Genomic DNA, 24,050 nt, shown 5'->3' on the forward strand with positions numbered 1-24,050 from the left:
TTTGGCTATGGCAATTATTGATGGCATGGAAGCCAGAAGCGTAAAGGGTGAATATGCCCTTGAGCGTCTTATATTTAATTGTGCCTAGCTACTTAAACCACAAACATTCAGTGCTTTAACAGATGTTATTTTCGTTGTAAAGTAAAACATTTTCATCAATATTTTTTAATGATTATGCATTTAGGTGAGCATGAATAAATAGCGGTCTAGCCTTTAATTATGAAACCCATCGGATAACTCCATCTTGATAGAAAAATATCAAAACTCTATCTTTCTCTCTGTGCCTCTGCGTTAAAGTTTAATATCTACGTAATCTATAATGCTAAAAATCTCTAACCTTAACGTTTACTACGGCGAAAGCCACATTCTCCGCAATGTCGATTTAAGTGTACCATCCGGGCAAATGGTCTGCCTAATCGGACGCAATGGTGTAGGTAAAACAACCCTACTCAAAACCATCATGGGTTTACTCAAACCCCGCAGTGGTACTATTAACTTAGCTGAAGAATTAATCAACTCTAAATCTCCCGACCAAAGGGCAAAGTTAGGAATTGGTTATGTTCCCCAAGGACGAGAAATTATCCCCCGTTTGACAGTCAAAGAAAATCTGCTGCTGGGGTTGGAAGCTAGAAAGAAACCAGTAAAAAAAGCAGAAATTCCAGAAGAAGTTTTTAGCTTATTCCCAGTGTTAAAGACCATGCTTTCGCGGATGGGTGGTGATTTGAGTGGGGGACAGCAGCAACAATTAGCGATCGCACGTGCTTTAATGGGAGAACCTCAATTACTCGTCTTGGATGAACCCACCGAAGGTATTCAACCCTCCATCATCCTAGAAATTGAAGCCGCAGTGCGTCGCATCGTCGAAACCACAGGCATTTCGGTTTTATTGGTAGAGCAACATTTGCACTTTGTCCGTCAGGCTGATTACTATTACGCTATGCAAAAAGGTGGTATTGTCGCCTCTGGTTCCACAGATGAACTCAGCCAAGATGTGATTCAACGCTTCTTAGCTGTTTAATTTTTGATATTTCTATATCAATAGTGTCAGAAGTAATCAAGTCTGCGGCTTCTTGAAAAAGCTCATTCTGTTCCTTTTGAATCGCTTCCAATCGCTGAGAAATTTCTACCAATCTTTGTTGTTTATTTGGTTGAAAACTTTCAGGTGGCAAAACTGGTATGTTATCAGCTTGTTTAGCACCTGTGATTTGTTGAAAAGTAAAACTCCCAACTTTAACTAATGATAAAAAGCTAACTTTAATCAAAGCCTGAAGCAATTTTAACGGAACTTGGAGTATTGACCAACTAGCTGTTTCAATCAAGCGGACAATCGCTTTGATGATGCTCCAGATGAGAGCGATCGCAAACAGCAAAACCACTATACTAATAATTGGGTGATTAGTTGTCCAACCTAGTATTTGAACTAACCTAAAAAATATCGGGTGTTGTGTTAGCCAATCACTTACAGAAGACGCCATTACATCTTTAACTGCTCCCGATGTTGTACTTTTAAATTTATCAGCATTTTGCCAAGTTTGCTCTAAGCTTGTTGTAACTGTATTAATTGCTCTATCGGTAGTTGTAGTTGCTGTTGCCTTCAAAGACTCCCCAACTTGTTGTGCTGAGTTACTTAGAGAGTTAACGCTTGCGCCTACAAAATCTTTCACATTTTGCAAGCTTTGTAAAACTCCATTAGAAAAATTTACGTCTATTTGAGATGCCATAGAACATTTCACCGAGGCTGAAATCGGATTACTATATGATATCTGCTTAATTACTTATGAGTGTTATGATTAATTACGAATTATTTTAACGGGTCGCGCTAGGAAAAAGACGACTTCAGCGCCTCTTGTCGGGGAGGAATGGCGCTTCGGGATTCAATACTTGGGACTGGGAACAGGGAAAGAGTTTTCTTCTGGTGCGAATGCTGCGCGAACAAAAACTTGGGTAGTGGTCTGAATCCCCGAACAATTTTCCCAGTCCCCAGTCCATTTTTCAACTAGAAGCACTAGTATAAAACCGCAACGCAAACCGCCAAAACCAAGTAGAAGCAAAAAACAACAACATTGCTAATATTGCCGCACCTATCAACCAGCTAATTTCACTCCGACCCAACAGCACTTCGGCTGGTACAGTAGTTAAAAAAGCTACTGGCATCACAAAGGTGAAAAAAAAGCGGTAAGCAGTGGGATATGCAGCAATAGGATATCGCCCAGCTTCCAACAAACCACGCAGTACTTCGGTAGCGTTGTATATCTTTACGAACCAAATACTTGTTGCTCCTAGCATAAACCACAGGCTGTACAAAATCACTAAGCTGAACAATAACGGCAACAAACCAAGTAGATAGCCGTCTATTCCTACACCAAGGCGTTTACCTGCATAGCCAATGATAATACTACCAAAAATTAGATCCGGCAGTCCCCAAGGTGAAAGGGTGTGAGTGGAAAGCCAAAACTGACTGCGAATAGGTTTTAATAAAATAAAGTCTAAAGTCCCTTCCTGCACATGGCGGACAATACGATTTAAGTTCGACGACAGAAAAGTAGCAGAAAATCCTTGGAGTAAGGTAAAAATTCCTAAAACCACTAAAGCTGCTTCCCATGTCCAGCCACTAAAAGTGTACCCTGTCCGGTAAAACAAAAATAGTCCAAAGAGGCTGCCGACAAGATTTCCCAAGCTGCTGAGGGTAGCTATAAAAAAATTAATTCGATATTCCAATTCTGCGGCGATCGCAGTAGCCCAAAATAGTCTTAGTACTTTCAAATATCTTGGCATTTTGCACCCTTCACCCCATATCTACCAACTGTCATGACATTTATCAGATTACAAAATAACTTTACGTAAATTTCATATTACTTTTTATTCAGGAATATTGCTGAACGTTAAGATATTTTAGGCCTATATATTTAACGGTAAAAGATTTTATGCAAGACCTAATTACAAAAATTGGCTATTTTGGAGTGTGGGCGATTATCTTTGCCGAATCTGGCTTGCTAATTGGTTTTTTTCTGCCAGGAGATAGTTTGCTATTTACGGCTGGATTTCTCGCATCTGTTCCCACATCAGGGTTTAACATTTGGGTTCTGATTTTTGGTGCTTTTGTTTGTGCAGTCCTTGGTGATAATGTTGGCTACGCTACAGGACATAGATTTGGTAGAAAATTATTTCAGAAAGAAGATTCATGGTTATTTCATAAAAAACACTTGGTAAAAACCCAGGATTTTTATGAGAAGCATGGCAAGAAAACGCTAGTATTAGCGAGGTTTACACCGATTATTCGCACTTTTGCGCCGATTGTGGCTGGACTTGGGGCGATGCATTACCGAACATTTATGTCTTATAACTTAATCGGCGGGTTCTTGTGGACATTCGGCATCACCTTTTTAGGGTTTTTCTTAGGAAAATCTCTGCCACCTGAACAGGTAGATAAGTATTTGTTACCGATTATTGGCTTAATTATAGTTATTTCTTTATTACCATCGATTATCCATGTAATTCAAGAAAGTCGAGCAAATAAAGGTTAAAGTCCTCTTGGTACTTCTAGAAAGGTAAATTAATTATCTGATCTTAAGCATATTGCCCCATAAAGAGAATATGGCGTAGGGTATAGGGCAAAGTCTTTAGTCTGGAAAAATACTACTTAGGGAGAATGACACACAACCCCCAGAAGTTAATAATACTGTCATGATTTTCTCAAACATCAATCTCTATCTGTTCCTAGAAAATTTCCTCTTTTTCTTAATTGCCACACTTTTGATTGTAGTTATCAACTGGGGCTGGAAAGATACAAAGCCTTATACTCTACCTTTACCATTTCCCGGTTGGTATAAAATATGGTTTGGCTCAGTGCAACTGCTAGGAGGATTACTGCCACTAGTGTTTATGCTATTGTGGGGTGTGTGGTGGGGCGATCGCACTGTGTTAACTGTGCTTGGTTGGTATTTTATCGTATTAGGGTTGCAAATTATCTCAGAAAGAGTAACCCTTAGGCAGTTGCAAAATGTCGCGTGGGTAATGGTTCCTTATATATATCTCCCTTACCGCTTCTGGCAATTGTATGAGGGTTTGACAATTTTGGATTCTCAAAGCGAGTTGCTTTGGATACGATATTTATTGATTTTTGAATTGGTGCTGTGGATTGTTAACTACGCCATCGATGTATCTCAATTGCCACGGTTGTTTCGCTGGGAAGTACAATCTAACTCTGATATTAGCTAGGGATTAATCGCAGAATTAGCCATTTTTATTAGAGAAGTGCGATCGCCTGCTTTCAACCCAACAACATATTGCACACCCTGTTGTCTCCAAGTCAAGGTAGCATCTGAGCAATTAGCACCACAAGCAAAATCTACAAAATAGCCAGTGATACCCTTAGCTAGAGATACAGGTTTACCATTCAAACGGGGTGTTTTGCGGGTTACAGCTTCAGCCGAAAGCACACCCAAACGGCAAGCAGTTCCACCACTACAGTCGGGACTAAAACCCAATAGAATATCATAATTATTTTTTGTAGCAGCTTCTATAATTGCGTAAATTGGATTTTCCCCATCCGACTCAGGAATAAACTTCGGTAATAAAATCTTAATTTGAGTCTTTTGCTTTAATTTAGGCAGAATAGATTTAAAAACCGGGTGTGGCTGGGTTTTACTCTGCTGCGCTATCAGTTGGGACTGCTTATCGATAGTAGCGATGGCTGACTCGTGCAAACTGCTAACGCTGACTAATAAAAATACGGCACACACCGCACTAGTATTTCTGAAGCTGAAAATCATCTTTGAAAACCTATTTTATCTGAAGTACTTATTTGTAATACCCATTTTGGGTATCAAATTACGTATTTAGCAGATGAAGCGATCGCATTTATCAAAATAAATTTAACGTAAGTCTCCAATGGCGGCGCATCTACGAGAAGGGCGAAAGAAAGCTGCGTTCGCCCTTGGCGTTTCCACAGGCTAGGCAGGTAAAGTCTCGTGTAGCCACGACTTCTAGTCGCCAGGGCAAGTAATAATTTAGACTTTTCAAACAACCTCTCAGATCAAGCCCTTCATTCGTGTTCGTGTAAGTTTTTGGATATTTGGCATTTTTTAAGGCGAATGAGGTATTCAAGCACTTTTGATTGAACCTCATTGAGAAATTTCTCATGAATCTTTTCAACATCGAGTTCTCTAATAAACTCAATTTCTGAAAGAATTTCGTGGCATTCGTCTATTGTTGCCCCGTTGACCCCATACAGAATTCCAGTTGGATATTCATGAATGCAATATTGAAACCATCGAATCTGAACACTTAGCAAATCTTTATGCACATCAGAATTACTTCGATCAAGTAAGTAACATTCTTTGAGTAGCTCGTAGTCAGTTCTGAAGCTAATCTGCTCGTGGAGATGCTTTGCCTTGTATAAATTTTGGACTGTACGAGCAAGCCATAAAGCTGACCAAGGATCATGGTTTTGATAACCCCTGAGAAGAACAGGAAACACAACCTCTTCATAAAGCTCGTAGCTAATTTTATTCCCGTATTCGTATTTTTGAGTTTCTAGGAACTGGCGAGTCCACTGTTGCTTCTCGGTCATTGAAGCAAATGAAGCAATAAACCACTCAAGATTTTGTTTGGCTTGAGAGCGAAGACCGACTGTTTTGGAATGTAAATACTGTTTGTAATATTCAAGCTTCATATACTAGATATATAATCATTTTGCCTCAATTAATGTCGGGTTATATGGGTTTAACGACATTGGAGGAAAGAAGACGCTGAAGCAGGAACAAGTTATTTTAACATCTGTATATAAGGCGTAACTAACTGCGACGGGAGCTTTATTAGATGGTAGGTTTTGATAGAACGCGCAAACTTGAGATATTTAAGATGCGATCGTACTGATACTCAAGCTATGAAACATGTATTGTAGTAAATATTATACTAGTAGTTTCCTTCCCTGGTATCTGTGTATTTAAAAATGGCTGTATCAGCGTCCAGAGAGTTAGACTATTTTATTTATACACGAAAAAGCGCTTGAGGTTTTGCTCACTCAAGCGCTTTCTCGTAAAAGCTTATACCAACTCACTTGTTTGATGCAACATTTGAAATCTGCAACGCTCCCTGAGGAGGGAGTATTACGGGGATAACTTGTGACAAACATCTGGTGAAATGGTATCACTCCTTGCACTAACTAAGAATATCTCTTTTGCAAGAATACCGGGGATCTAGTGAGTGACAGTTTATAAACTGAACACTAGTTAAAAACGACTCACCATGAATAGTAACTAAAAAGACCAAGCATAATTGTAGCAATTTTGTAAGTATAGTATAAAAACTTATAGTTTATTTGCGTAGACATAGCCCAACATCGGGCATCGCCTACCGCTCAGTGCTGTATTAAAATGTGCAGCAATTGGTAGCATAAATATCTCAACTTAGGCGGCAAACGAATCGCCATCAAATCAGCCAATGAAGTCTTGAATATTAGCATCGAAGCCATTTTGACTGAAATAAATCATCACTTCCTCTTATATATGGAGGTATTCTTTAGAGAATGGCAACCAAAGAAAAAATCTCAGACCCAAGTAGATTGAAAAATTTGGGTTGGGTATCTTCCATCTCTTAGCAAACGGTAACATCCAAGTATTCCGCATAGTGTAGGCGGTTACTTCCTTAGTGGAAGCAAAATATAGCTTTCTCACCGACGATTTCCGCGATATTCAAAACGATTTTGCGTGTTTCTATAGCAGTTCTCTTTTGGTTGCAACATACGGGCATGAGCAATGCACATTGGTGTCAACTTTCTGCCCAGCTTACCTTTTGGCTTGAACAGCAGCAATGCTTATCTGGGATTCAATCTTCTGTTGAAGGCGATACTAAAAAACTGCAAAATCCTTATCCACGGGGTTGTTTGCCCTGGGCTACTTGGTTGGATAATGCAAGGGTTTGGTGGATGGTCTGGTTATACCTCTGGTAGACCTGCTAGAATGCCTACCCTTGTTCATGGTTTAAGACAATTTAAATCCATCTTCCTTGCCTGGAAACTTGCTCTGGCTCGACTTGTGTATACACAGTAGCCGATATATTGGAGAGGGAGGCTAGAGATAGGATGAATATTTTGTATCTTATTGAATTCACGTTCCTAAATAGGGTGTAATCGGAATCAAAGTCCCCCAATTTATAGAGGGATTTGGGGGGATATGGAATATTTGGCTACCAATAAGAAGACTTTTCAAACATTTTCTCTGGTTTAAATCAGATATTCTGAAGTTGCATTTGATTTAAACCTCAATTTTGCTTTTTATTATTTTGCTGAGACTTTGCTATTGTAAGGCTTTCAGTATTAAAAATCGAAAATATTATAACTCCTGATACTAGACTTTAATTTAGTTTATATATTAAACTACACTAAGATCAGAGGAATAGTGGGTTTTTATGGAAAGCGTCCAAAACGTTAGTCAAGAATTGAATGTAACAGAAGACACAGAGCTAGAGAAGGTGCAACAGTCTAATCCAAAAGAGTTCAAAAAAGATATTTTCAAAAAACTCAGAGGTGGATTTTTAATAGTACTGGGATATTTGTTGTCACCACTATGTTGGTGGAATGACTTACTATTTAATCTGCCAATAGCTTATGGTTTTGGGTATGTATGTAGCTTATTTTCACCAAAATTACTTCTACCTGCTTCAATTATCGGATACTGGCTCTCTAATATTGTGGGAATTCTATTGATGCAATTCGGTTCTCAGGAAATTTTTCAAAAAGAACCTCAAGAGCATAACTTCAAAAAAGAATTATTCACAGGTCTAATTTCCTCAACAGTTTATACACTGTTGATCGTACTATTGATCCAGTTGAAGATTCTCGATGTACCTATTTTATTTTCCAACAGTTAATTTAGTTTATCGAATAGAATTCAGGAGTCAGAATGGGCTAAACCTTAGCTATCCGCTAACAGAATGAATTAGGCATGACTGCCGGATAGCGCAGCCATAGCGAGTATTTTCGAGTCGCGTCTTGATTCTGAACAGAGGCGTAGTTTCTTCGGCTCTGCTTCTGAATTTTTCTTCAATACCTTTCTACTGGCGTGGCAAGCAAAAAAATTGTGCATTAGACGTAGGTTGGGTGGAGCGCACTATCTAGATGACAAGCCATAAGTCTTCTAGCCCGTACCAGACACCGCCGAATCTAGTGCAGCGTTCCTCAGTAAGAAATATAGCAGGAATACAGCAAAAAGGGATACAGTGTAAGCGTCTCATTGATTTGGAATGGGTGGTTTATTTGCGCTGTGTTGTACTAGTCCCTAATCCCCATTACCCCTTATCCCCAGAGGGGGCCCCACCATCCCCAATCCCCTAATTCCAATCCTGTTCATCTTTCTTACCGCGACTTTTGTAAATTCCTCCCAAATCGTGGATTTGACGACTTTTCTCAAAAAGCTCGGCTTCGGTCAAACCCCACTGTTGCAAGACTTTATCTAGGTCTTTTTGGATGTCTCTCGCCCCTGGAAACCCTTGATAACGCATTCGCAGTCTAGCCAATTCTGCTAAGTTATAGTCTGTTGCCTCTTGAGCGAGTAATATATCAATAAGGGGGCGATCGCGGTTATAAAGTGGATGTTGTTGATCTTTACCGGCCGTTGCTTCAGTCATTGTCAGTCCTGAGTGTCTGGTGTTAAGTCTTGAGTTTTAAGTTTAGCTGACAGTGGAAAACAGGGCAGGCAAAAGAAAATTGTCAAATACCGAAAACTTAACTGTCAACTTTGTCACTCTTGTACAGACGCGATTAATCGCATCTCTACTCTTAACTCAGCACTCACTACTCAGCACTCCTAGTAGACGGCAAGTACACCTGATGTCTTACGGCTCTCACCACTGCCACTTAACTTTAAATAAAGTTACATTAGTCCTTAAGAAAATACAAAAAACTTTAGATGAGGGTGAATTTTATCTCACCCAAAGTCCAAGCAGCGAGGGAGCAATAACCCATTATGTTTGAACACTTCACTTCCGAAGCCATTAGAGTAATTATGTTAGCTCAGGAGGAAGCACGTCGCCTGGGACACAATTTCGTAGGAACTGAACAAATTCTCCTGGGTTTGATGGGAGAAGGAACTGGGGTTGCTGCTAAAGTGCTGGCCGAATTAGGCGTTACCCTCAAAGATGCACGTCGCGAGGTAGAAAAAATTATTGGTAGGGGTTCTGGCTTTGTACCACCAGAAATTCCTTTTACTCCTAAGGTGAAAAGCCTCTTCGAGCAATCGTTTAAAGAAGCTCATAGTCTAGGACAGAATTACATTAACACTGAACACTTACTCTTAGGATTGACTGAGGCTGGTGAAGGTGTCGCCGCCAAAGTACTGCAAAATCTAGGGGTTGACTTCAAGAGTGTCCGCAGTGCCATCGTTCGCCGTTTAGGTGAAAATTCACCAGCTTTCGCTGGTAGTAGTGGTAGTCAAAAGCGCACCCAACCGTTAACGATGGAAGAGTACGGCAGAAATTTGACCAAATTAGCCCAAGAAGGCAGACTCGACCCCGTAGTTGGTCGCCAGAAGGAAATTGAGCGGGCGATCCAAATTCTTGGTCGCCGGACTAAGAATAACCCAGTATTGATTGGAGAACCAGGAGTTGGCAAAACTGCGATCGCAGAAGGTCTAGCTCAAAGGATCATCAACCAGGATGTTCCCGAAACCTTACAGAATAAGCAAGTTATCAGCCTCGATATGGGGTCATTGGTAGCTGGAACTCGCTTCCGTGGTGATTTTGAAGAACGCATCAAAAAAGTCGTAGAAGAAGTCCGCACTGTCGGCAATATCATCCTGGTAATTGACGAAATTCACACCTTGGTTGGCGCTGGTGGAACAGAAGGTGGCTTAGATGCAGCCAACATCCTCAAACCTGCCTTAGCACGGGGTGAACTCCAGTGCATCGGCGCAACTACCCTCGATGAGTATCGGAAGCATATTGAGCGTGATGCCGCCCTAGAGCGTCGTTTCCAACCGATTAAGGTCGGAGAACCCTCGGTAGAGGAAACCGTACAAATTCTCTACGGCTTGCGCGGTGCTTATGAACAACACCACAAAGTCACAATTTTGGATGCGGCACTGGTTGCAGCAGCAGAATTATCAGACCGCTATATTAGCGATCGCTTCTTGCCCGATAAGGCAATAGACTTGATTGATGAAGCTGGTTCTCGCGTTCGTCTGCGGAACTCCCAAAGTTCTCCTAATAAAGAACTGAAGCGTGAACTCGCTGGCGTTACCAAAGAAAAAGAAGCAGCAGTCAGAGTCCAAGATTTTGACAAAGCAACACAACTGCGCGACCAAGAGTTGAAACTCGCAGAACAACTGCAAGCAACCTTTACACAAAGCGAGCAACCCGTCAACTCGACTGTAGTTGACGAAGAAGATATCGCCCAAATCGTTGCCTCTTGGACTGGCGTACCAGTTAACAAACTCACTGAATCTGAGTCAGAGTTGCTTCTACACTTAGAAGACACTCTGCATCAGCGAATCATTGGACAAGAGCAAGCAGTCACAGCTGTATCTCGCGGTATCCGTCGCGCCCGTGTAGGGTTAAAAAATCCCAATCGTCCCATTGCCAGCTTTATCTTCTCTGGTCCCACTGGAGTCGGTAAAACAGAATTGGCGAAGGCATTAGCCGCCTACTTCTTCGGTGCGGAAGACTCGATGATTCGGCTAGATATGTCCGAATACATGGAAAGCCACACCGTCGCCAAGCTAATTGGTTCGCCTCCTGGTTATGTCGGATACGACGAAGGCGGACAACTTACAGAAGCCGTGCGGCGGAAACCTTACTCAGTGCTGCTATTCGACGAAATCGAAAAAGCGCACCCCGATGTATTCAATATGCTGCTGCAACTCTTGGATGACGGTCATCTTACTGATGCCAAAGGTCGGAAAGTAGACTTCAAGAACACGCTGATCATTTTGACTTCTAACATCGGTTCCAAGGTGATTGAAAAAGGTGGTAGTGGTTTAGGCTTTGACTTTGACACTCAAGCCGACGCTAGTTATAACCGCATCCGCACCTTGGTAAATGAGGAATTGAAAGCTTACTTCCGTCCTGAGTTCCTCAACCGTCTTGACGAGATTATCGTCTTCACCCAGCTTTCCAAGAATGAAGTTAAGCAAATCGCCGAAATTATGCTCCGCGATGTTGCTAGTCGCTTGACAGAAAAGGGAATTATCCTAGAAGTTAGCGATCGCTTCAAAGAGCTTGTGGTACAAGAAGGTTATAACCCCAGCTACGGTGCTAGACCATTACGCCGGGCAATTATGCGCCTCCTTGAAGATTCTCTGGCTGAAGCAATGCTGTCTGGTGAAATTACAGACGGAGACACAGCCCTTATCGATGTTGATGACGACTCTCAAGTGAGAGTTAAAAAATCAGAAAAACGGGAGTTACTGTTAGCAAATGCTGGCTAATTTTATACCCGATCGCTTTTTGCTGTAATATTTGAGAAATACCTAGCCTCTTATATAAATAGAGGCATAAACAGGGGTATCTCCGACAAACATAAAGTGAAATGGTATTAGTTCTCACCCCCAGTAGGAATGCTGGGGGCTTTTTATGCAGTTCCTTTTGAGTGGGCAATACCCACCTACCCACAGTTGTAACTCATTACAATATTGATTCCTCTGGCAACAATTCTGATGCTGCTTCATCCTCACCCACTTTACCAGAATTACCAGATGTAGAAAAACCATCTACGACATCTTTGATAAAACCAGATACAGGTACGGCGACTAGTAAACCCAAGACTCCGCCAACATTGGTACCGACAAGCAAAGCAATTAACACCCATATTGGTCTAAGTCCAGTAAATTTACCTAATAAACGTGGTGCGATCGCCTGATCGATTAACTGATCAATGACAACAGCTACCGCCAAAACTTTTATTGCTAGCCAAAAGTCGTGTGTAGCGATTATGAAAGTAATTACAATCAAACTGACAACATCACCAAAGGGAATTAAGCTCAAAACCCCAACTGCCAAACCAAAAAGTAAACCAAACTGGACTTGAAAACCTAAAAACAATAATGTTACTGAAACACCCATTAGCAAAGCCAAAGTTACCTGACCAATTAAATAATTTTGAAAGTTTTGCTGAATAGACTGGCTTACCTTCTGGGCAAAATTTCCTGGTAACTTCTTAAATATCCCTTGCCAAATTCTTGGCCCATCTAACAACAGATAAAAAGTCAGCACTACTGTGATTAAAGATTCAGAAATACTATCAATAGTATCTATAATAATGCTTAAGAGTTTATCGGAAACAAACTCTAATTCATTAGGCAATTTGTTAGTTATCTGTGTTAATAGCTGACTGAGATTAACATTTATTTTGTGTCTAAAAAACCAATCATTTACAATCTGAAGTTTTTCTTCGCTAGAATCAATCCATTGGGGAAAAACTTTCACCATTTCATTAAATTGCTCTAAAACAATGGGCCCTAAAGTTATACCCAAAGCAATAACAATTACTAATGCCAATATAAAAACTAACGCTACTGCATAGCCGCGTTTAACTCCACCCCGTTGGAGAATTGAAACAGGATAGTTTAAAATGAATGCAAGCAAAGTAGCCAAGACAAGAATTGTGACAACAGGTTGAAGATTTTTAACCAGCAAAAATACTAGCCAACCATTGAGAAACACTAAAGGAAATAGCAGCGTAAAAATTAACCATCTCAGTAGTTGATTCAGTGAAATGTTCATAATTAATTTAAAAATCAAAATTATTCTAGTTACCAGATTTAACCGAGTAATTAAATATGCTCAAGAGTAAGTAGACAAGAAAATCTTCCCCATTCCCTACTCCCTACTCCCTACTCTCCATTATTCCAATTACTAACTTTCAGCAAAAGCTAAAAATTGCTCCTCATTTATTCGCCCTGCTTGATACAAAGTATTAGTAATTTCTGAAATAGTTAAAACCGCATGACTGCGATAACCATTTTGTTGTAATCTATCTTTCACCCCCTGTTCATGGTCGATAAATACTACAATATCATCAACCTTTAATCCTGCTGATTCTAACTTTCCTGCCCCTTCCATGACGCTTTTGCCGCTGATGAGAATATCGTCAACCACTACAACTGTTTCACCAGGATGAAAGTTACCCTCAATTACTCTCCGAGTTCCATGTGCCTTCACCTCTTTACGCGGGAAAATCATTGGACAATGAAGACGCAAAGCTAAACCAGTCGCAGTCGGTAAAGAACCGTAGGGAATACCTGCTAACCTATCAAAACTAAGATTTTTCAAAATATCCTCATAAGCTGTGAGAACTTGATTAAAAACTTGGGGATTGGAAATAATTTTGCGTAAGTCGATGTAATAAGGAAATATAGCTCCTGAGGCTTGAACAAAGCTGCCAAACATAATACAGTCAATATCATAAAGTTGTAAAATTAAATCCTGTTGGGGGTGCTGATTTAGCAAACAAACATCAGGAAACCACACCGAACATGTAGAATTTTCATAAATAATTTCAGCTTTGATTTGATTAATTTCTGCGCGTAAAGACTGCACTTCTTCAGATAATTGTGTGTTTCCCAACATATCTTGAGGAACAGGAATCAGCAAACCATCACCGTTAGCATTCAAACCTGCTTCTAAAATTTGCTTCAGATTTTGACCCTCTGCCCAGATGCTACGCCCCATAATAATTCGTTCTGGCGCAACTGCTCGAATAAGTGCTAAAACTTCAGGATTTGTAGTTCCCACTTCCAAACCTAATTGTTCTTGAGTCCCCCAGGTTTTTGATTCTTTTACCACCTGTAAATAAAGGGGTGATTCCTTTGTAGGATATTGCTGTAAAGCTTCTGCACCTGGATTTGAAGTACAGCATAAAATAAACACCGCTTTATCAGGATAGACCAAAAAAGGTGCGACATGATCTTGTCCTGTATAGGGACTAAGAGTGATTGCATCTACCTGCCATTCGGTAAACACAGTTCGGGCAAAAATGGTACTAGTATTTAAGTCACTGTGTTTGGCATCTAAAATAACAGGGATGTGGGCTGGAATAGCTGCTAAAGTTTTGTACAGCAGTTCTAAACCGGGAATACCTAACGCTTCATAAAAGCCAAGTGTTGGTTTATAGGCACAAACAAAATCAGCAGTTTCCGCAATAATGAACTGTAACCACTTCTCCAAACCAGCAATGAGTTCTTCAGATTCATAACGCGTAGGCATCATCTCTGGATTTGGATCGAGTCCTACAAACAGCAAGCTTTGATTTTGTAAGATATTACGATTCAATTTATCAAAAAAGTTCATATTTTTTTAAAGAGTCATTGGTGATTTTTCATTGGTCATTTGTCTTTGCTTGTTGTATCTCTCTATTTCCATTACCATAGTTGGTTTACTCAAACATTGATTCTGTTAGTTGAGTTCCTCCAGCTTTCTGCCCTAATTGATAGTGAATCACTGTAAATAAGATAACCATTGGCACTGAGGCAAAGTGAACGATTCGTAATGCTTGCCAACTGCCAAACAGATCCACAATCCAGGGAAATTGAGCAGGCTTATACATTCCTATTCCTGTAAATAATGCCAGCAGCAAGATAGGAATAATTGCTGTATAAGCAATCCGATGCCAAGCATAAATTAGACGCTGGGAATTTTGAGTTTTTTGTAATGCTTTGAAGTCATTAGCACCTAGAAAGCGATGTCGCCAGCGTCGGGTAATTAAAACGTAAATTCCATACCACAACAGATTTAACGAAAATAGCCACATAGCTGCAAAATGCCAGTGTCTACCTCCTGCCAACCAACCTCCTAAAGTAAATATCTGAGGAATGTGCAAACCTGCACGTCCACCAAAAACAGGGTTAGCGTTGTAAATTTGTAGTCCACTGGTGAGCATGATAAACAGACTAATGATGTTACACCAGTGGAAAATTTTGGCTCCTATTGCTTGAGTGGGTGGCTTTCGAGTTTGAGAGGGAACGGTAGAAGTCATAAATTTTGACTGAAAAAATTCGCTGCTTATCTGTCCTAAAAATTGGGTACGGGGCAATGGAAATTGGGCATAGCTAAGAGAGACTTTAATTATTTGTTCTAAGTAGGTGGGCGTTAAAAAACACAACTAGATTAAGAAATATAAATCGCTTAAAAGCTTATATTCAAAGTTTTTCCGATGCTTTACATAAGTTTATGTAGTTCGGTTTAATTGTGCCTACTTACTTAACCGGACACAAGTATCTGTCTTGGGTAAATAGCTCTGCAAATTCGAGGGTGGTATTGCTCACCCTTATTTTCCCATTTTATGATTCAGTATTCTGGTAAAGATATTCACTGCTGTTTTATTGAACTCTCAATTTAAGCGTGGCTAACGTCGTTTACCGATTGCTGTTACAGTAGTCTGCTTGTAACAACACGATAAATTGCATTCCATCACTTTCTCGCTCAAATGATCGCTGATGCTTGAATCCCAATTTCTGCCATACCCGTATCGCACGCTTGTTGAATGCTGCGATCGTCACTCGAAAAGCTTTTGGCTGAAATAAACTGTCTGCAAATTCCAACATCGCATTGGCATACTCAGCGCCCTTTCCTCGTCCGGTCAAGTCAGGGCGAATCCCCATACCAATATCCAACGCCTGCTCATGGTAATCACCACCAGCGACCTGTCCATCTTGTCCAAAAGAACAGTAAGCTACCAACTCGCCATTCTCATCCACAACACTGTAGAAGGTATTCTGGGGGTGCAGAATATGTTGTAGTAGATTAGCTTCTGGCTCTGAGTAGTTATATAAATCATAGGTGGCTCGTATCGCCAACTTAAGATAGCGCGTGCATTACTCTCATTGATTAGGTTAAAGGTGAACATTACTTACTGTGATGTTTGTACTACCCTAACCCTAACTTTGAGATGCGCTCAGTATAACTTGGCGAGACGAATCCCGAACGGAATAATGACATTATCTTTTAAGTTATTCAATGGTATTGAGGCTAATAAAAATATTTCTTTCCAAGAATAGATATAAGAAATTGATAATAACTAACTAAAAAATCTATCTTTGGAAAGATACCCTTTGGATCTTTTGATTCCACAAGAGTATCTAAAGTAATGTATATAACAATAAATAAACATATTAACTAAATTTAATGATATAAATTTCTTGTACAACATTTCTAGCAATGTTTACAATAAGAAAAAACAACAATAAATAATGAAATACAATGCCTAGACTCATAGGAAAACGCTCTAATACTGGAGCAAATATAAGTGTTTTAATCATTCTTGTTGCTATATTTGGGGTATTACTCGAATACTTTGGCATGATTGATATAGTTCCCGGTTTTGGTAAAGAGGGACGATATTTTCAACTTAAAGGTCAGGCAACCAACGAACAAGTGATTGAACAAGAAAATCAATATAGGAGGGATAGATAAATGCGTAAAGGTAGTGATGTTATAGATAAAGTTGTCGTCACCTACGACACAGGCGAGAAAGTTGTCCGAATTATAGATTTAATTTTTGATCAGAAACGCAATCAACTTTTGGGTTTTCTCGTTGCAGAAAAAGGACTGTTTCGAGATGCAAAAGTGATTCCTTTCGAAGAGGTGCAAGCAATTGGGTTAGATGCGATCGTAGTTAACTCCAAAGCATCTATTGTTAAGGCACATCGTATCCCTGTAATTAAAGAGATTCTGCACCAGGGTATTGTGCTGAGAAAAAAGAGAATTCTGACTACCGAAGGACTCGACCTTGGTATATTGGTCGATTTGTTCTTTGATGAGCATAGTGGATTGGTGGAAGGATACGAAGTTTCTGGCGGTGTATTTGCCGATGCTTACTCAGGGCGATCGTTTGTTCCTGCTGCCGAAACCCTGAAAATTGGTGATGATGTTGCCTTTGTACCTCCACAAACTGCTCAAATGATGGAAGAACAGGTCGGTGGTATCCGAGGAGCAGTTCAAGCAACTGGAGATAGATTGCAGGACTCGGCTGATACTACTAACCGCAGACTGCAAACAGCAGTGCAAACTGTGAATGGGCAGCTGCAAAGCTCGGTAGAGAGCGTAAATCGCGGACTACAAGAAGCAAGCCAGAATGCAGGTGAGCAATTGCAAGCTGTAACTGATGCTACTAGCAGCAAACTGCAAGATTTCAATCGAGATGCAACTGCTTCCCTGACAAACAATTTGGTTGATCCTGCCGAACAAAAGGTATATGTGATTGGCAAGTATGTTGAGCGGGATGTGCTGACTCCAGACGGGAATGTACTGCTATTAGAGGGGCAGGAAGTGACGCTAGTCGATGCCGAAGCGGCCGATCGCATGGGTATCCTCGATGAACTCTATAGAGCCACAGGTGGCAGCCTAACTGCCAACATCAGCCGCAATTTGCAAGCAGCAACAGAATCTTTTAGCAATGGAATTGGCAGCGTAACTCACAGCAGCACCGCTCATCTGCGTCGTTCGATTGACTCACTGGCAGATATGGCGATCGAGCAGGCAAGAGGGCGGAGAGTTGGGCAAACAGTGCGTGCTGACGATGGCTTAATTATTGCGGCATCTGGGCAGATTGTGACGGAATCCCTTCTCGATCGCGCCCAGGTTTACGGTAAAAAAGCAGAATTGCTGAATGCTGTCGGTCTAACTCTGGCAACCGCAGTCCGTTCTAGTGCAAGGGATACATGGTTAGAAAACAAAGTTCAACTGCGCGACGGGGCCAGCATTGCTCAAGAGAATCTCAACACTTTCTGGCAAGCCTTGAAAGCGAATGCAGAAAAGTTGCAAGGACGCAGCGCACGGGTAATCAAGAAGCAACGGATTGAACAAGCACTAGGTCGTCCAGTTACCCGTGTTATTCTTGACCCAGAAGACAACGTGATTCTGAATGTAGGTGAATTGATTACACATCGCGCTGTCAGTCAAGCTGAAGAAAGTGGAGTTCTGAATATCTTACTGAGTTCGGTTTATACTAAGGAGCCAGAAATCTCTGACAAGGAGTTACGTGCTTCAGAATATGGAACGGCAGCCTTGGCGCATCATGGTAATGGGTTGAAATAAGTTTTTGAGACGCGATAAAAAAGAGTCAGAATTCAGAATTCAGAATACTCTACCCATGAAGGGATAGAGTTTTAAAATTGTTGTTTAAAATTCAATCTTAGTTTCGCCCACAAGGGGCGAAAGCGCGTAGCGGGACGAAGTACGGTTTTAAACCAATATTTATTACCCAGTCGTACAGAATTCATACTGAATTCTGACTCCTGAGTTCTGAATTCTTCTTATAAATCGCCGTCTCTACAAGTGTATTGGCCTAAAGACTGGCGTGTTTTCTGATTGCGGCATAGTGTCTTGCTGTTGTATTAATTTCAATTACTAACTCTGTGCCTTGACCTAATTGAGAATTACACTTAAGTTTACCTTGATGTTTTTCAACTATAATTTGCCGACTAATTGATAGCCCCAGTCCTTGACCTTTGCCTACTGGCTTAGTCGTAAAAAATGGTTCAAATATATGTCTTTGGATATGGGGTAGAATGCCTTTGCCATTGTCAAAAATGCGAATTATAGCTTTGTATTTTTTATCCTGTTGCTTGTTGTTTATCCAATGTTCATTACTATTGACCAATGATAAATGGCTGCTAACAATTTCTGTATGAATTAAAATTTTGGGAGTAAAGGAATTATCATGCTTCATCCTTTCTTCTAAGGCATCAATGGCATTTGTTAAGATGTTCATAAATACCTGATTTAGTTCACCTGGATAACACTCGATTAAAGGTAATTCACCAAAGGTTTTAATTACTTGAATCCCGGCTCTATCAGGCTTTTCTTTGAGACGATGCTGCAAAATTCTGAGAACACTATCAAATCCTTGATGGAGGTCAACTTTTTTCATTTGACCTTCGTCAGAGGTTGAAAAGTTCTGCAAGGCAAAAACAATTTCTTTGACGCGTTCAGATCCGGCTCGCATTGACCACAGCAATTTTAAAAAGTCTGTCTTCACAAAACCAAGATCGAGGCGTTGCAGGTGTAGGGCAATGACTGGGGTAGGTGTGGGATAGTGATGTTGATAAAGTTCTATGATTTTGATTAAGTCTTCAGCGTATTGGCTGGCGGGATGGAGATTGCCGTAGATGAAGCTAACGGGGTTGTTAATTTCGTTAGCCATATCCGCCACCAGTTGACCGAGATTAGCCATTTTCTGGTTTTGCAATAACTGACTTTGGGTATACTTGAGTTCTTCAAGGGTAGTTTCTAGGTGCTGTGATTTTTCCCTAACTTGGTCTTCGAGAGACTGGCGCTGGACAATCTCTCTTTGGAGTTGTTCAAAGAATTGGTATTGTTGAGTAGCGTAGGCGCAGCCCGTCGTAGACATCGCCTTATCCTGAGTAATATCCTTGTGCGTCCCCGCCATCCGCATCGGTTTACCGAATTCATCCCACTGAAATACTTTGCCACAAGTCAGAATCCACTTCCATTCCCCAGATTTAGTCAACATTCGCAATTCGACTTCAAACACAGGTGTGTATCCTTGGAGATAATCGTGCAATACTTGGCGAATTCTCGGTAAATCTTGCGGATGTACAAGTTGCTCAAAGGATTGATAATCGTTGTCGATTTCCTCTACTTGATATCCCAGAATGCTTTTCCATTGGGGATCGTAATAAGTTTTATCAGTAACTAAATCCCAATCCCATAACCCCAAGCCACTGGCGATTAATGCCATTTGTAAGGCAACTTGTGAGGATTGACAAGAATCTAAATTTTCTTGAGATAAGTCTTTTGTTTCGGGGAAACTCTGAGAATCTGGTACTGAAAATGGAATTTCCGGTTCATAGGTATCGGGTTCTTCGATATGCATAGCTGCTGGTACGATGAGGAAGATATCTTGTAGCTCTCTCTCCACGCTGTCTTAGCACCCTGACGATCCAGTTATGATTTATTGGGCTGTGATTTTGGTCAGAGATATATCGCCCAGATCATAAATTTGGATGGAATAAAAAAAGTAAACAGATGAGTGTAACCTCTGTTGCGATCGCAATTGGCGATTTTTGAGAAAAAGATCGCTCTATTGTGTGCATCTACATTCTAAGATATAGGACTCATATTTGATTTTTGAACAAAACTCAGTACACCTTTATTCCTTCTTCCCAATCCCCAATCCCCATTACCCCTTATCCCCAGTCCCTTACTTACCTCTACGAGTGATTCAGAAATCAAAGACGCTCGATAGCGCAGCGTTAGCGACGCAGGAGCGTCTGACTCGCTACCGCTTCGCTATCGGATTGCTATATGTCTAAAAAAAGTAGTTCAAATCACATATAATTACCTAAAAACTCAGAAAAATTTGTAAAAAAAATTGTCAAGGCTTGTTTGTAGCTTTTTTGGTAATAGCTAGCTGCTATTTATACAAGACACCAAGCATCATGGTGTGAAAAAATTTCATGCTGAATTAGAGCCAATGAGTAATGACTATAGATGAACTAGTACTGCTACTAAAAGCCAGTCAAGCAACCGGTTTAACGACGCTCCAAGAGTTGATATTGCGTTCTTCGTGGGAAGGAAAAACCTACACCAATATAGCCTGCGAAGCGCGCTATGGCGAAGAACGTGTTAAGAAAATTGCTGCTCATCTATGGCAAGTACTGAGTAATTTTTGTAAAGAACCAATAAATAAATCCAATTTCCGCCTGACTTTAGAAAGCTATCCTCTCAGTGAAGCGCATCAGCAGTTAGTTAAGGAATTCAACCAAGCAGCCACAGCAATATCCTTAGAATTTCCGAGTGGGCCAGTATCCCTTAATTCCAGATTTTATATCCCTCGTCCGCCAATTGAAGAACTCGCTTATGCAGAAATAGCTAAACCTGGGAGTATTATTTGCATCAAAGCACCTAAAAAGATGGGGAAAAGCTCTTTGATTGTGCAGTTGCTTGCACGCGCTAAAAAGCAAGGCTTTCACACCGTAATTTTGGACTTTCAACAAGCAGACAAAGCAGTATTTACCAGTTTGGATAAATTTTTGCGCTGGTTCTGTACAAATGTGAGTCAGGAGTTACAACTAGAACCAAAACTTAATGATTATTGGGATGAAGATATGGATAGCAAAGTCAGCTGTTCTATCTATTTCCAACAATATTTACTATCTGCGCTTTCAAGTCCCCTGGTTTTAGTATTAAATCAGGTGGATTGGGTGTTTAAGGAGCAGAAAATCGCTGGAGAATTGCTACCATTGGTGCGATCGTGGCATGAACAAGCCAAGAGGGTAGAAATTTGGCAAAAATTACGTCTGGTTCTGGTTTATTCAACGGAAATTCTTGTTCCCATCAGACTGACTAAATCGCCATTTAATATTGGTTTGAGAATTAATTTACCTCCCTTTACGAAAGAACAAGTACAAGATTTAGCCCAACGTCACGGCTTGGATTGGACAGATGGCAAAGATGCTGAAATTTTGATGGCAATGGTAGGGGGAAATCCTTATTTGGTGAGGTTGGCATTGTATCACCTTGTAGGTAAAGGGGGATTAAAACGGGATTTAGGGCAGTTATTGCAACAAGCACGCACAGAAGCCGGAATTTATCACGATTATTTCAGGCAGTATATATTAGCGCTACAAGATGAGCCAGAATTAGAAGATGCTTTTTTGGAAGTTATTAGTAATACAAATTATGTGAAATTAGAGCCAGCATTGGCAGATAAATTACAGATTTTAGGACTCATTAATTTAGAAGGCGATCGCAGTACTGTTGCGTGTGAATTATATCGGTTATATTTCCGACAATATCTGAAAAAAAGTGAGAGTTTAAATATTATCAATGCTAGTATCTAGATAAATTTCAAAAACCACATATTAAGAAACTGTAGGACTTAATTTCTTACTTTAGTTGCCATAAGATAGCCAGGCACGTAAGTTTCTACACGGATGCTCATTTGACTCCATGAACAAGATACTTATGATGTCCCCTAAAACCTACCACTTTTAAGCGCCTCTGGTTTCCGCACCCGCAGATTTTGTTGTTTGATGAGGCGACATCTGCGTTGGATAATCGCACGCAAGAGATTGTAACTCAAAGTTTAGAACAAGTTAGGGGCAACTCGTGTAGCGATCGCCCATCGCTTGAGTACCATTCGTCATGCAGATCGGATTTATGTGTTGCATAGAAAAAGTGAAGCTTCAAAACCGTACTTCGTTCCGCTACGCGCTTTCGCCCGCAAGTGGCGCGAAACAGTCCTTGTATCTGAAGGTAGGTAAACCCCTCTTCCCGTTGTGTCTGTCTTGATTTTGAAGTAATGAGTAATAAGTAATAAGTAATGGGTATTACTCATTACTCATTACTTAGGATACTTTGGGACTTTTCAAACATCCTCTTAATGGCAAAAATTGTTAGTCAATTAATTCCATCAATTCTTTTGTTTTCAAATCATCTGCTATAGGTTGAGAACATGCAATCTGAGGAGAGATAAAGCAAATCGCCTCTGTGGTTGTTTCAAAACAATTTGATAACCCAATTGTATTTAACAATCCTGTACGTTCTAGTAGTTGTTGGACTTCGGGTTGTAAACCTGTGAGAATTAAGCGGCAATTGTGCCGTTCTAAGTCATGATAAATATCTTCTAAGGCTACTAACCCAGTTGTGTCCATATTTGGTACAAATCGCAACCGCAGAATTAAATACTTTACTTCCGGTTCATCGCGCAGGAAAGTAGCAAACCGTTCAGCAGCACCAAAAAATACCGGGCCATCTACCCGATAAACGGCAATTTCTTTACCTAACTCTAAAGGAGTACCAGGGGGAAATACTTCGGTTTCAGGTATTTTAACTAAGCTTAAATCGCTCATCCGTTTGATGAACAAGGCTCCGGCTGCAATTAATCCCACTTCGACAGCGAGAACTAAGTCAAACAAGATTGTCACTAGCCAGGTGAGAATCATCACCGCAAAGTCTGAGTAGGTAGCACGCATCAATAAACCAATGGCTTCCCATTCAATCATTCGCAGGCTAACCACCATCAGAATCCCAGCGAGTGCAGCTAAAGGAATCTGTTCTGCTAGGGGTGCTAAAGTTAAAACGATGATGGCTAAGGCAAGTCCGTGAATTACGCCAGATAGTCGGGTTTTGCCGCCAGAACGGACATTCACAGCAGTTCGAGCGATCGCACCTGTGGCGGGAATGCCACCAAAAAATGGCACAATCATATTAGCCAAACCTTGACCAATTAATTCGCGATCGCTATTATGTTTCTCGCTGACTGTCATCCCATCAGCCACTACTGCCGATAGCAACGATTCAATACTTCCCAGCGCCGCTAAAGCCAAAGCCGGATTAATTAGTTCTCGAATCACACTAAAATCATTCCAGTGGGGAATACCTTGAGGCATGGGTAAAGATTGAGGAATCGTGCCAATTGTTGGTACATTTAGATGGAAAGCAGAAGCGATCGCAGTTGCTAACACCAGTCCCACTAAAGAACCTGGTATTGTCGTATTGATTCTCGGCCATAAAACATTAGTTGCAATTACTACTACTGCCAAGGCAACTGCCGCCCAGTTTAAAGCTTCTACATGAGTTAAACTTTGCCACAGTCCCGGTAAAAAATGTTCGCTACGTGGTAATTTCAAACCAAAGAAATTATTTAACTGACCACAAAAAATAATCACGGCAATACCATTAGTAAAACCTGCCGTCACCGGATAGGGAATAAACTTTACTAACTGTCCAAGTTTGGCAACCCCCAAGGCAATCTGGATAATTCCAGCCATTACCCCAGCAATCCAAACTTTCTCAAGGCCGTACTTGGCGACAATTCCCACCAATACCACAGCCATTGCACCTGTTGGCCCTGTAATCTGTACTGACGAACCACCAAAAATTGCGGCGACAATTCCCGCCACAATCGCGGTGTAAAGTCCCGCTTTTGGTTCCACACCACTGGCTACCGCAAAGGCTAAAGCTAAAGGCAATGCTACCACTGCTGCTGTTAGTCCTCCCGTCAAATCGCCACGCAGTCCACCAAACAAGCGACTCAGACGCAAAAGTAGAGGTTCTTTGAGGATATCAGATGTTGCCATATCGTCATTTTC

Annotated in this window: 22 protein-coding genes and 1 pseudogene; 11 read left to right on the forward strand and 12 right to left on the reverse strand. The window is 40.8% G+C overall.

Features of this window, described 5'->3' with window-relative positions; all coding sequences use genetic code 11:
* Positions 1 to 319: 319 nt before the first annotated feature.
* Positions 320 to 1,018, forward strand: a complete 699-nt coding sequence (urtE, locus tag V7L07_RS19675; protein ID WP_335060637.1) for an urea ABC transporter ATP-binding subunit UrtE — start codon at positions 320 to 322, stop codon at positions 1,016 to 1,018.
* On the opposite strand, the gene V7L07_RS19680 is transcribed toward urtE, so the two are convergent.
* Together V7L07_RS19680 and V7L07_RS19685 are read right to left on the reverse strand one after the other, a co-directional pair.
* Positions 981 to 1,721, reverse strand: coding sequence for a hypothetical protein (locus V7L07_RS19680; protein WP_335060638.1), 741 nt, complete (start codon positions 1,719 to 1,721; stop codon positions 981 to 983). The genes urtE and V7L07_RS19680 overlap by 38 nt on opposite strands.
* A gap of 271 nt (positions 1,722 to 1,992) precedes the next feature.
* The gene (locus tag V7L07_RS19685; protein WP_335060639.1) at positions 1,993 to 2,775 is read right to left on the reverse strand and encodes an ABC transporter permease; all 783 of its coding nucleotides are present in this window, start codon (positions 2,773 to 2,775) and stop codon (positions 1,993 to 1,995) included.
* A gap of 149 nt (positions 2,776 to 2,924) precedes the next feature.
* Here V7L07_RS19685 and V7L07_RS19690 point away from each other — a divergent pair, with 149 nt between their 5' ends.
* Both V7L07_RS19690 and V7L07_RS19695 read left to right on the forward strand, forming a co-directional pair.
* A complete protein-coding gene (locus V7L07_RS19690) occupies positions 2,925 to 3,524 on the forward strand; it encodes a DedA family protein (protein ID WP_335060640.1) in 600 nt (199 codons plus the stop codon).
* A gap of 160 nt (positions 3,525 to 3,684) precedes the next feature.
* On the forward strand, positions 3,685 to 4,218 hold the full coding sequence (locus tag V7L07_RS19695) for a hypothetical protein (RefSeq protein WP_335060641.1): 534 nt from the start codon (positions 3,685 to 3,687) through the stop codon (positions 4,216 to 4,218).
* Here V7L07_RS19695 and V7L07_RS19700 read toward each other — a convergent pair.
* The 3 genes from V7L07_RS19700 to V7L07_RS19710 are packed head-to-tail and all read right to left on the reverse strand — an operon-like array spanning position 4,215 to position 5,674.
* Positions 4,215 to 4,772: a hypothetical protein gene (locus V7L07_RS19700; protein WP_335060642.1), complete on the reverse strand. Its 558-nt coding sequence runs from the start codon at positions 4,770 to 4,772 to the stop codon at positions 4,215 to 4,217. The genes V7L07_RS19695 and V7L07_RS19700 overlap by 4 nt on opposite strands.
* Before the next feature lie 53 nt (positions 4,773 to 4,825).
* The gene (locus tag V7L07_RS19705; RefSeq protein WP_335060643.1) at positions 4,826 to 5,026 is read right to left on the reverse strand and encodes a hypothetical protein; all 201 of its coding nucleotides are present in this window, start codon (positions 5,024 to 5,026) and stop codon (positions 4,826 to 4,828) included.
* An 18-nt stretch (positions 5,027 to 5,044) separates the two neighbouring features.
* Entirely contained in the window at positions 5,045 to 5,674 is a 630-nt protein-coding gene (locus tag V7L07_RS19710) for a hypothetical protein (protein WP_335060644.1), read from the reverse strand.
* Positions 5,675 to 6,751: 1,077 nt separating this feature from the next.
* Between V7L07_RS19710 and V7L07_RS19715 the strand changes: the two genes are divergently transcribed.
* Together V7L07_RS19715 and V7L07_RS19720 are read left to right on the forward strand one after the other, a co-directional pair.
* Entirely contained in the window at positions 6,752 to 6,952 is a 201-nt protein-coding gene (locus V7L07_RS19715) for a hypothetical protein (protein ID WP_335060645.1), read from the forward strand.
* A 458-nt stretch (positions 6,953 to 7,410) separates the two neighbouring features.
* On the forward strand, positions 7,411 to 7,872 hold the full coding sequence (locus tag V7L07_RS19720; protein WP_335060646.1) for a hypothetical protein: 462 nt from the start codon (positions 7,411 to 7,413) through the stop codon (positions 7,870 to 7,872).
* Positions 7,873 to 8,331: 459 nt separating this feature from the next.
* On the opposite strand, the gene V7L07_RS19725 is transcribed toward V7L07_RS19720, so the two are convergent.
* The gene (locus tag V7L07_RS19725; RefSeq protein WP_335060647.1) at positions 8,332 to 8,628 is read right to left on the reverse strand and encodes a DUF3288 family protein; all 297 of its coding nucleotides are present in this window, start codon (positions 8,626 to 8,628) and stop codon (positions 8,332 to 8,334) included.
* Between the two features lie 79 nt (positions 8,629 to 8,707).
* Between V7L07_RS19725 and V7L07_RS19730 the strand changes: the two genes are divergently transcribed.
* Together V7L07_RS19730 and V7L07_RS19735 are read left to right on the forward strand one after the other, a co-directional pair.
* Positions 8,708 to 8,974: a hypothetical protein gene (locus V7L07_RS19730; protein WP_335060648.1), complete on the forward strand. Its 267-nt coding sequence runs from the start codon at positions 8,708 to 8,710 to the stop codon at positions 8,972 to 8,974.
* Positions 8,967 to 11,423: an ATP-dependent Clp protease ATP-binding subunit gene (locus tag V7L07_RS19735; RefSeq protein WP_335060649.1), complete on the forward strand. Its 2,457-nt coding sequence runs from the start codon at positions 8,967 to 8,969 to the stop codon at positions 11,421 to 11,423. The genes V7L07_RS19730 and V7L07_RS19735 overlap by 8 nt, the downstream gene beginning before the upstream one ends.
* 196 nt (positions 11,424 to 11,619) lie before the next feature.
* Here V7L07_RS19735 and V7L07_RS19740 read toward each other — a convergent pair whose 3' ends face one another.
* The 4 genes from V7L07_RS19740 to V7L07_RS19755 all read right to left on the reverse strand — a co-directional run bounded on the left by V7L07_RS19740 (position 11,620) and on the right by V7L07_RS19755 (position 15,788).
* Positions 11,620 to 12,717: an AI-2E family transporter gene (locus tag V7L07_RS19740; protein ID WP_335060650.1), complete on the reverse strand. Its 1,098-nt coding sequence runs from the start codon at positions 12,715 to 12,717 to the stop codon at positions 11,620 to 11,622.
* Positions 12,718 to 12,849: 132 nt separating this feature from the next.
* A complete protein-coding gene (locus tag V7L07_RS19745; RefSeq protein WP_335060651.1) occupies positions 12,850 to 14,283 on the reverse strand; it encodes a bifunctional orotidine-5'-phosphate decarboxylase/orotate phosphoribosyltransferase in 1,434 nt (477 codons plus the stop codon).
* Between the two features lie 85 nt (positions 14,284 to 14,368).
* Entirely contained in the window at positions 14,369 to 14,968 is a 600-nt protein-coding gene (locus V7L07_RS19750) for a cytochrome b/b6 domain-containing protein (RefSeq protein WP_335060652.1), read from the reverse strand.
* Positions 14,969 to 15,347: 379 nt separating this feature from the next.
* Positions 15,348 to 15,788 carry a GNAT family N-acetyltransferase gene (locus V7L07_RS19755; protein WP_335060653.1) on the reverse strand — a complete coding sequence of 147 codons (441 nt, stop codon included), beginning with the start codon at positions 15,786 to 15,788 and terminating at the stop codon, positions 15,348 to 15,350.
* A 403-nt stretch (positions 15,789 to 16,191) separates the two neighbouring features.
* Between V7L07_RS19755 and V7L07_RS19760 the strand changes: the two genes are divergently transcribed.
* Entirely contained in the window at positions 16,192 to 16,404 is a 213-nt protein-coding gene (locus tag V7L07_RS19760; RefSeq protein ID WP_335060654.1) for a hypothetical protein, read from the forward strand.
* Entirely contained in the window at positions 16,405 to 18,027 is a 1,623-nt protein-coding gene (locus tag V7L07_RS19765; protein ID WP_335060655.1) for a PRC-barrel domain-containing protein, read from the forward strand.
* Between the two features lie 250 nt (positions 18,028 to 18,277).
* On the opposite strand, the gene V7L07_RS19770 is transcribed toward V7L07_RS19765, so the two are convergent.
* Complete coding sequence (locus V7L07_RS19770; RefSeq protein WP_335060656.1) at positions 18,278 to 19,873, reverse strand: PAS domain-containing sensor histidine kinase; 1,596 nt, start codon at positions 19,871 to 19,873, stop codon at positions 18,278 to 18,280.
* A gap of 562 nt (positions 19,874 to 20,435) precedes the next feature.
* On the opposite strand from V7L07_RS19770, the gene V7L07_RS19775 reads away from it, so the two are divergent.
* Both V7L07_RS19775 and V7L07_RS33525 read left to right on the forward strand, forming a co-directional pair.
* The gene (locus V7L07_RS19775; RefSeq protein ID WP_335060657.1) at positions 20,436 to 21,797 is read left to right on the forward strand and encodes an AAA-like domain-containing protein; all 1,362 of its coding nucleotides are present in this window, start codon (positions 20,436 to 20,438) and stop codon (positions 21,795 to 21,797) included.
* A gap of 173 nt (positions 21,798 to 21,970) precedes the next feature.
* A pseudogene (locus V7L07_RS33525) lies at positions 21,971 to 22,220 on the forward strand (metal ABC transporter permease); the annotation flags it as partial.
* Positions 22,221 to 22,352: 132 nt separating this feature from the next.
* Here V7L07_RS33525 and V7L07_RS19780 read toward each other — a convergent pair.
* Positions 22,353 to 24,038, reverse strand: a complete 1,686-nt coding sequence (locus tag V7L07_RS19780) for a SulP family inorganic anion transporter (protein WP_335060658.1) — start codon at positions 24,036 to 24,038, stop codon at positions 22,353 to 22,355.
* Positions 24,039 to 24,050 lie beyond the last annotated feature (12 nt).

The sequence above is a fragment of the Nostoc sp. genome, from assembly GCF_036916985.1.
Lineage (GTDB): Bacteria > Cyanobacteriota > Cyanobacteriia > Cyanobacteriales > Nostocaceae > Nostoc.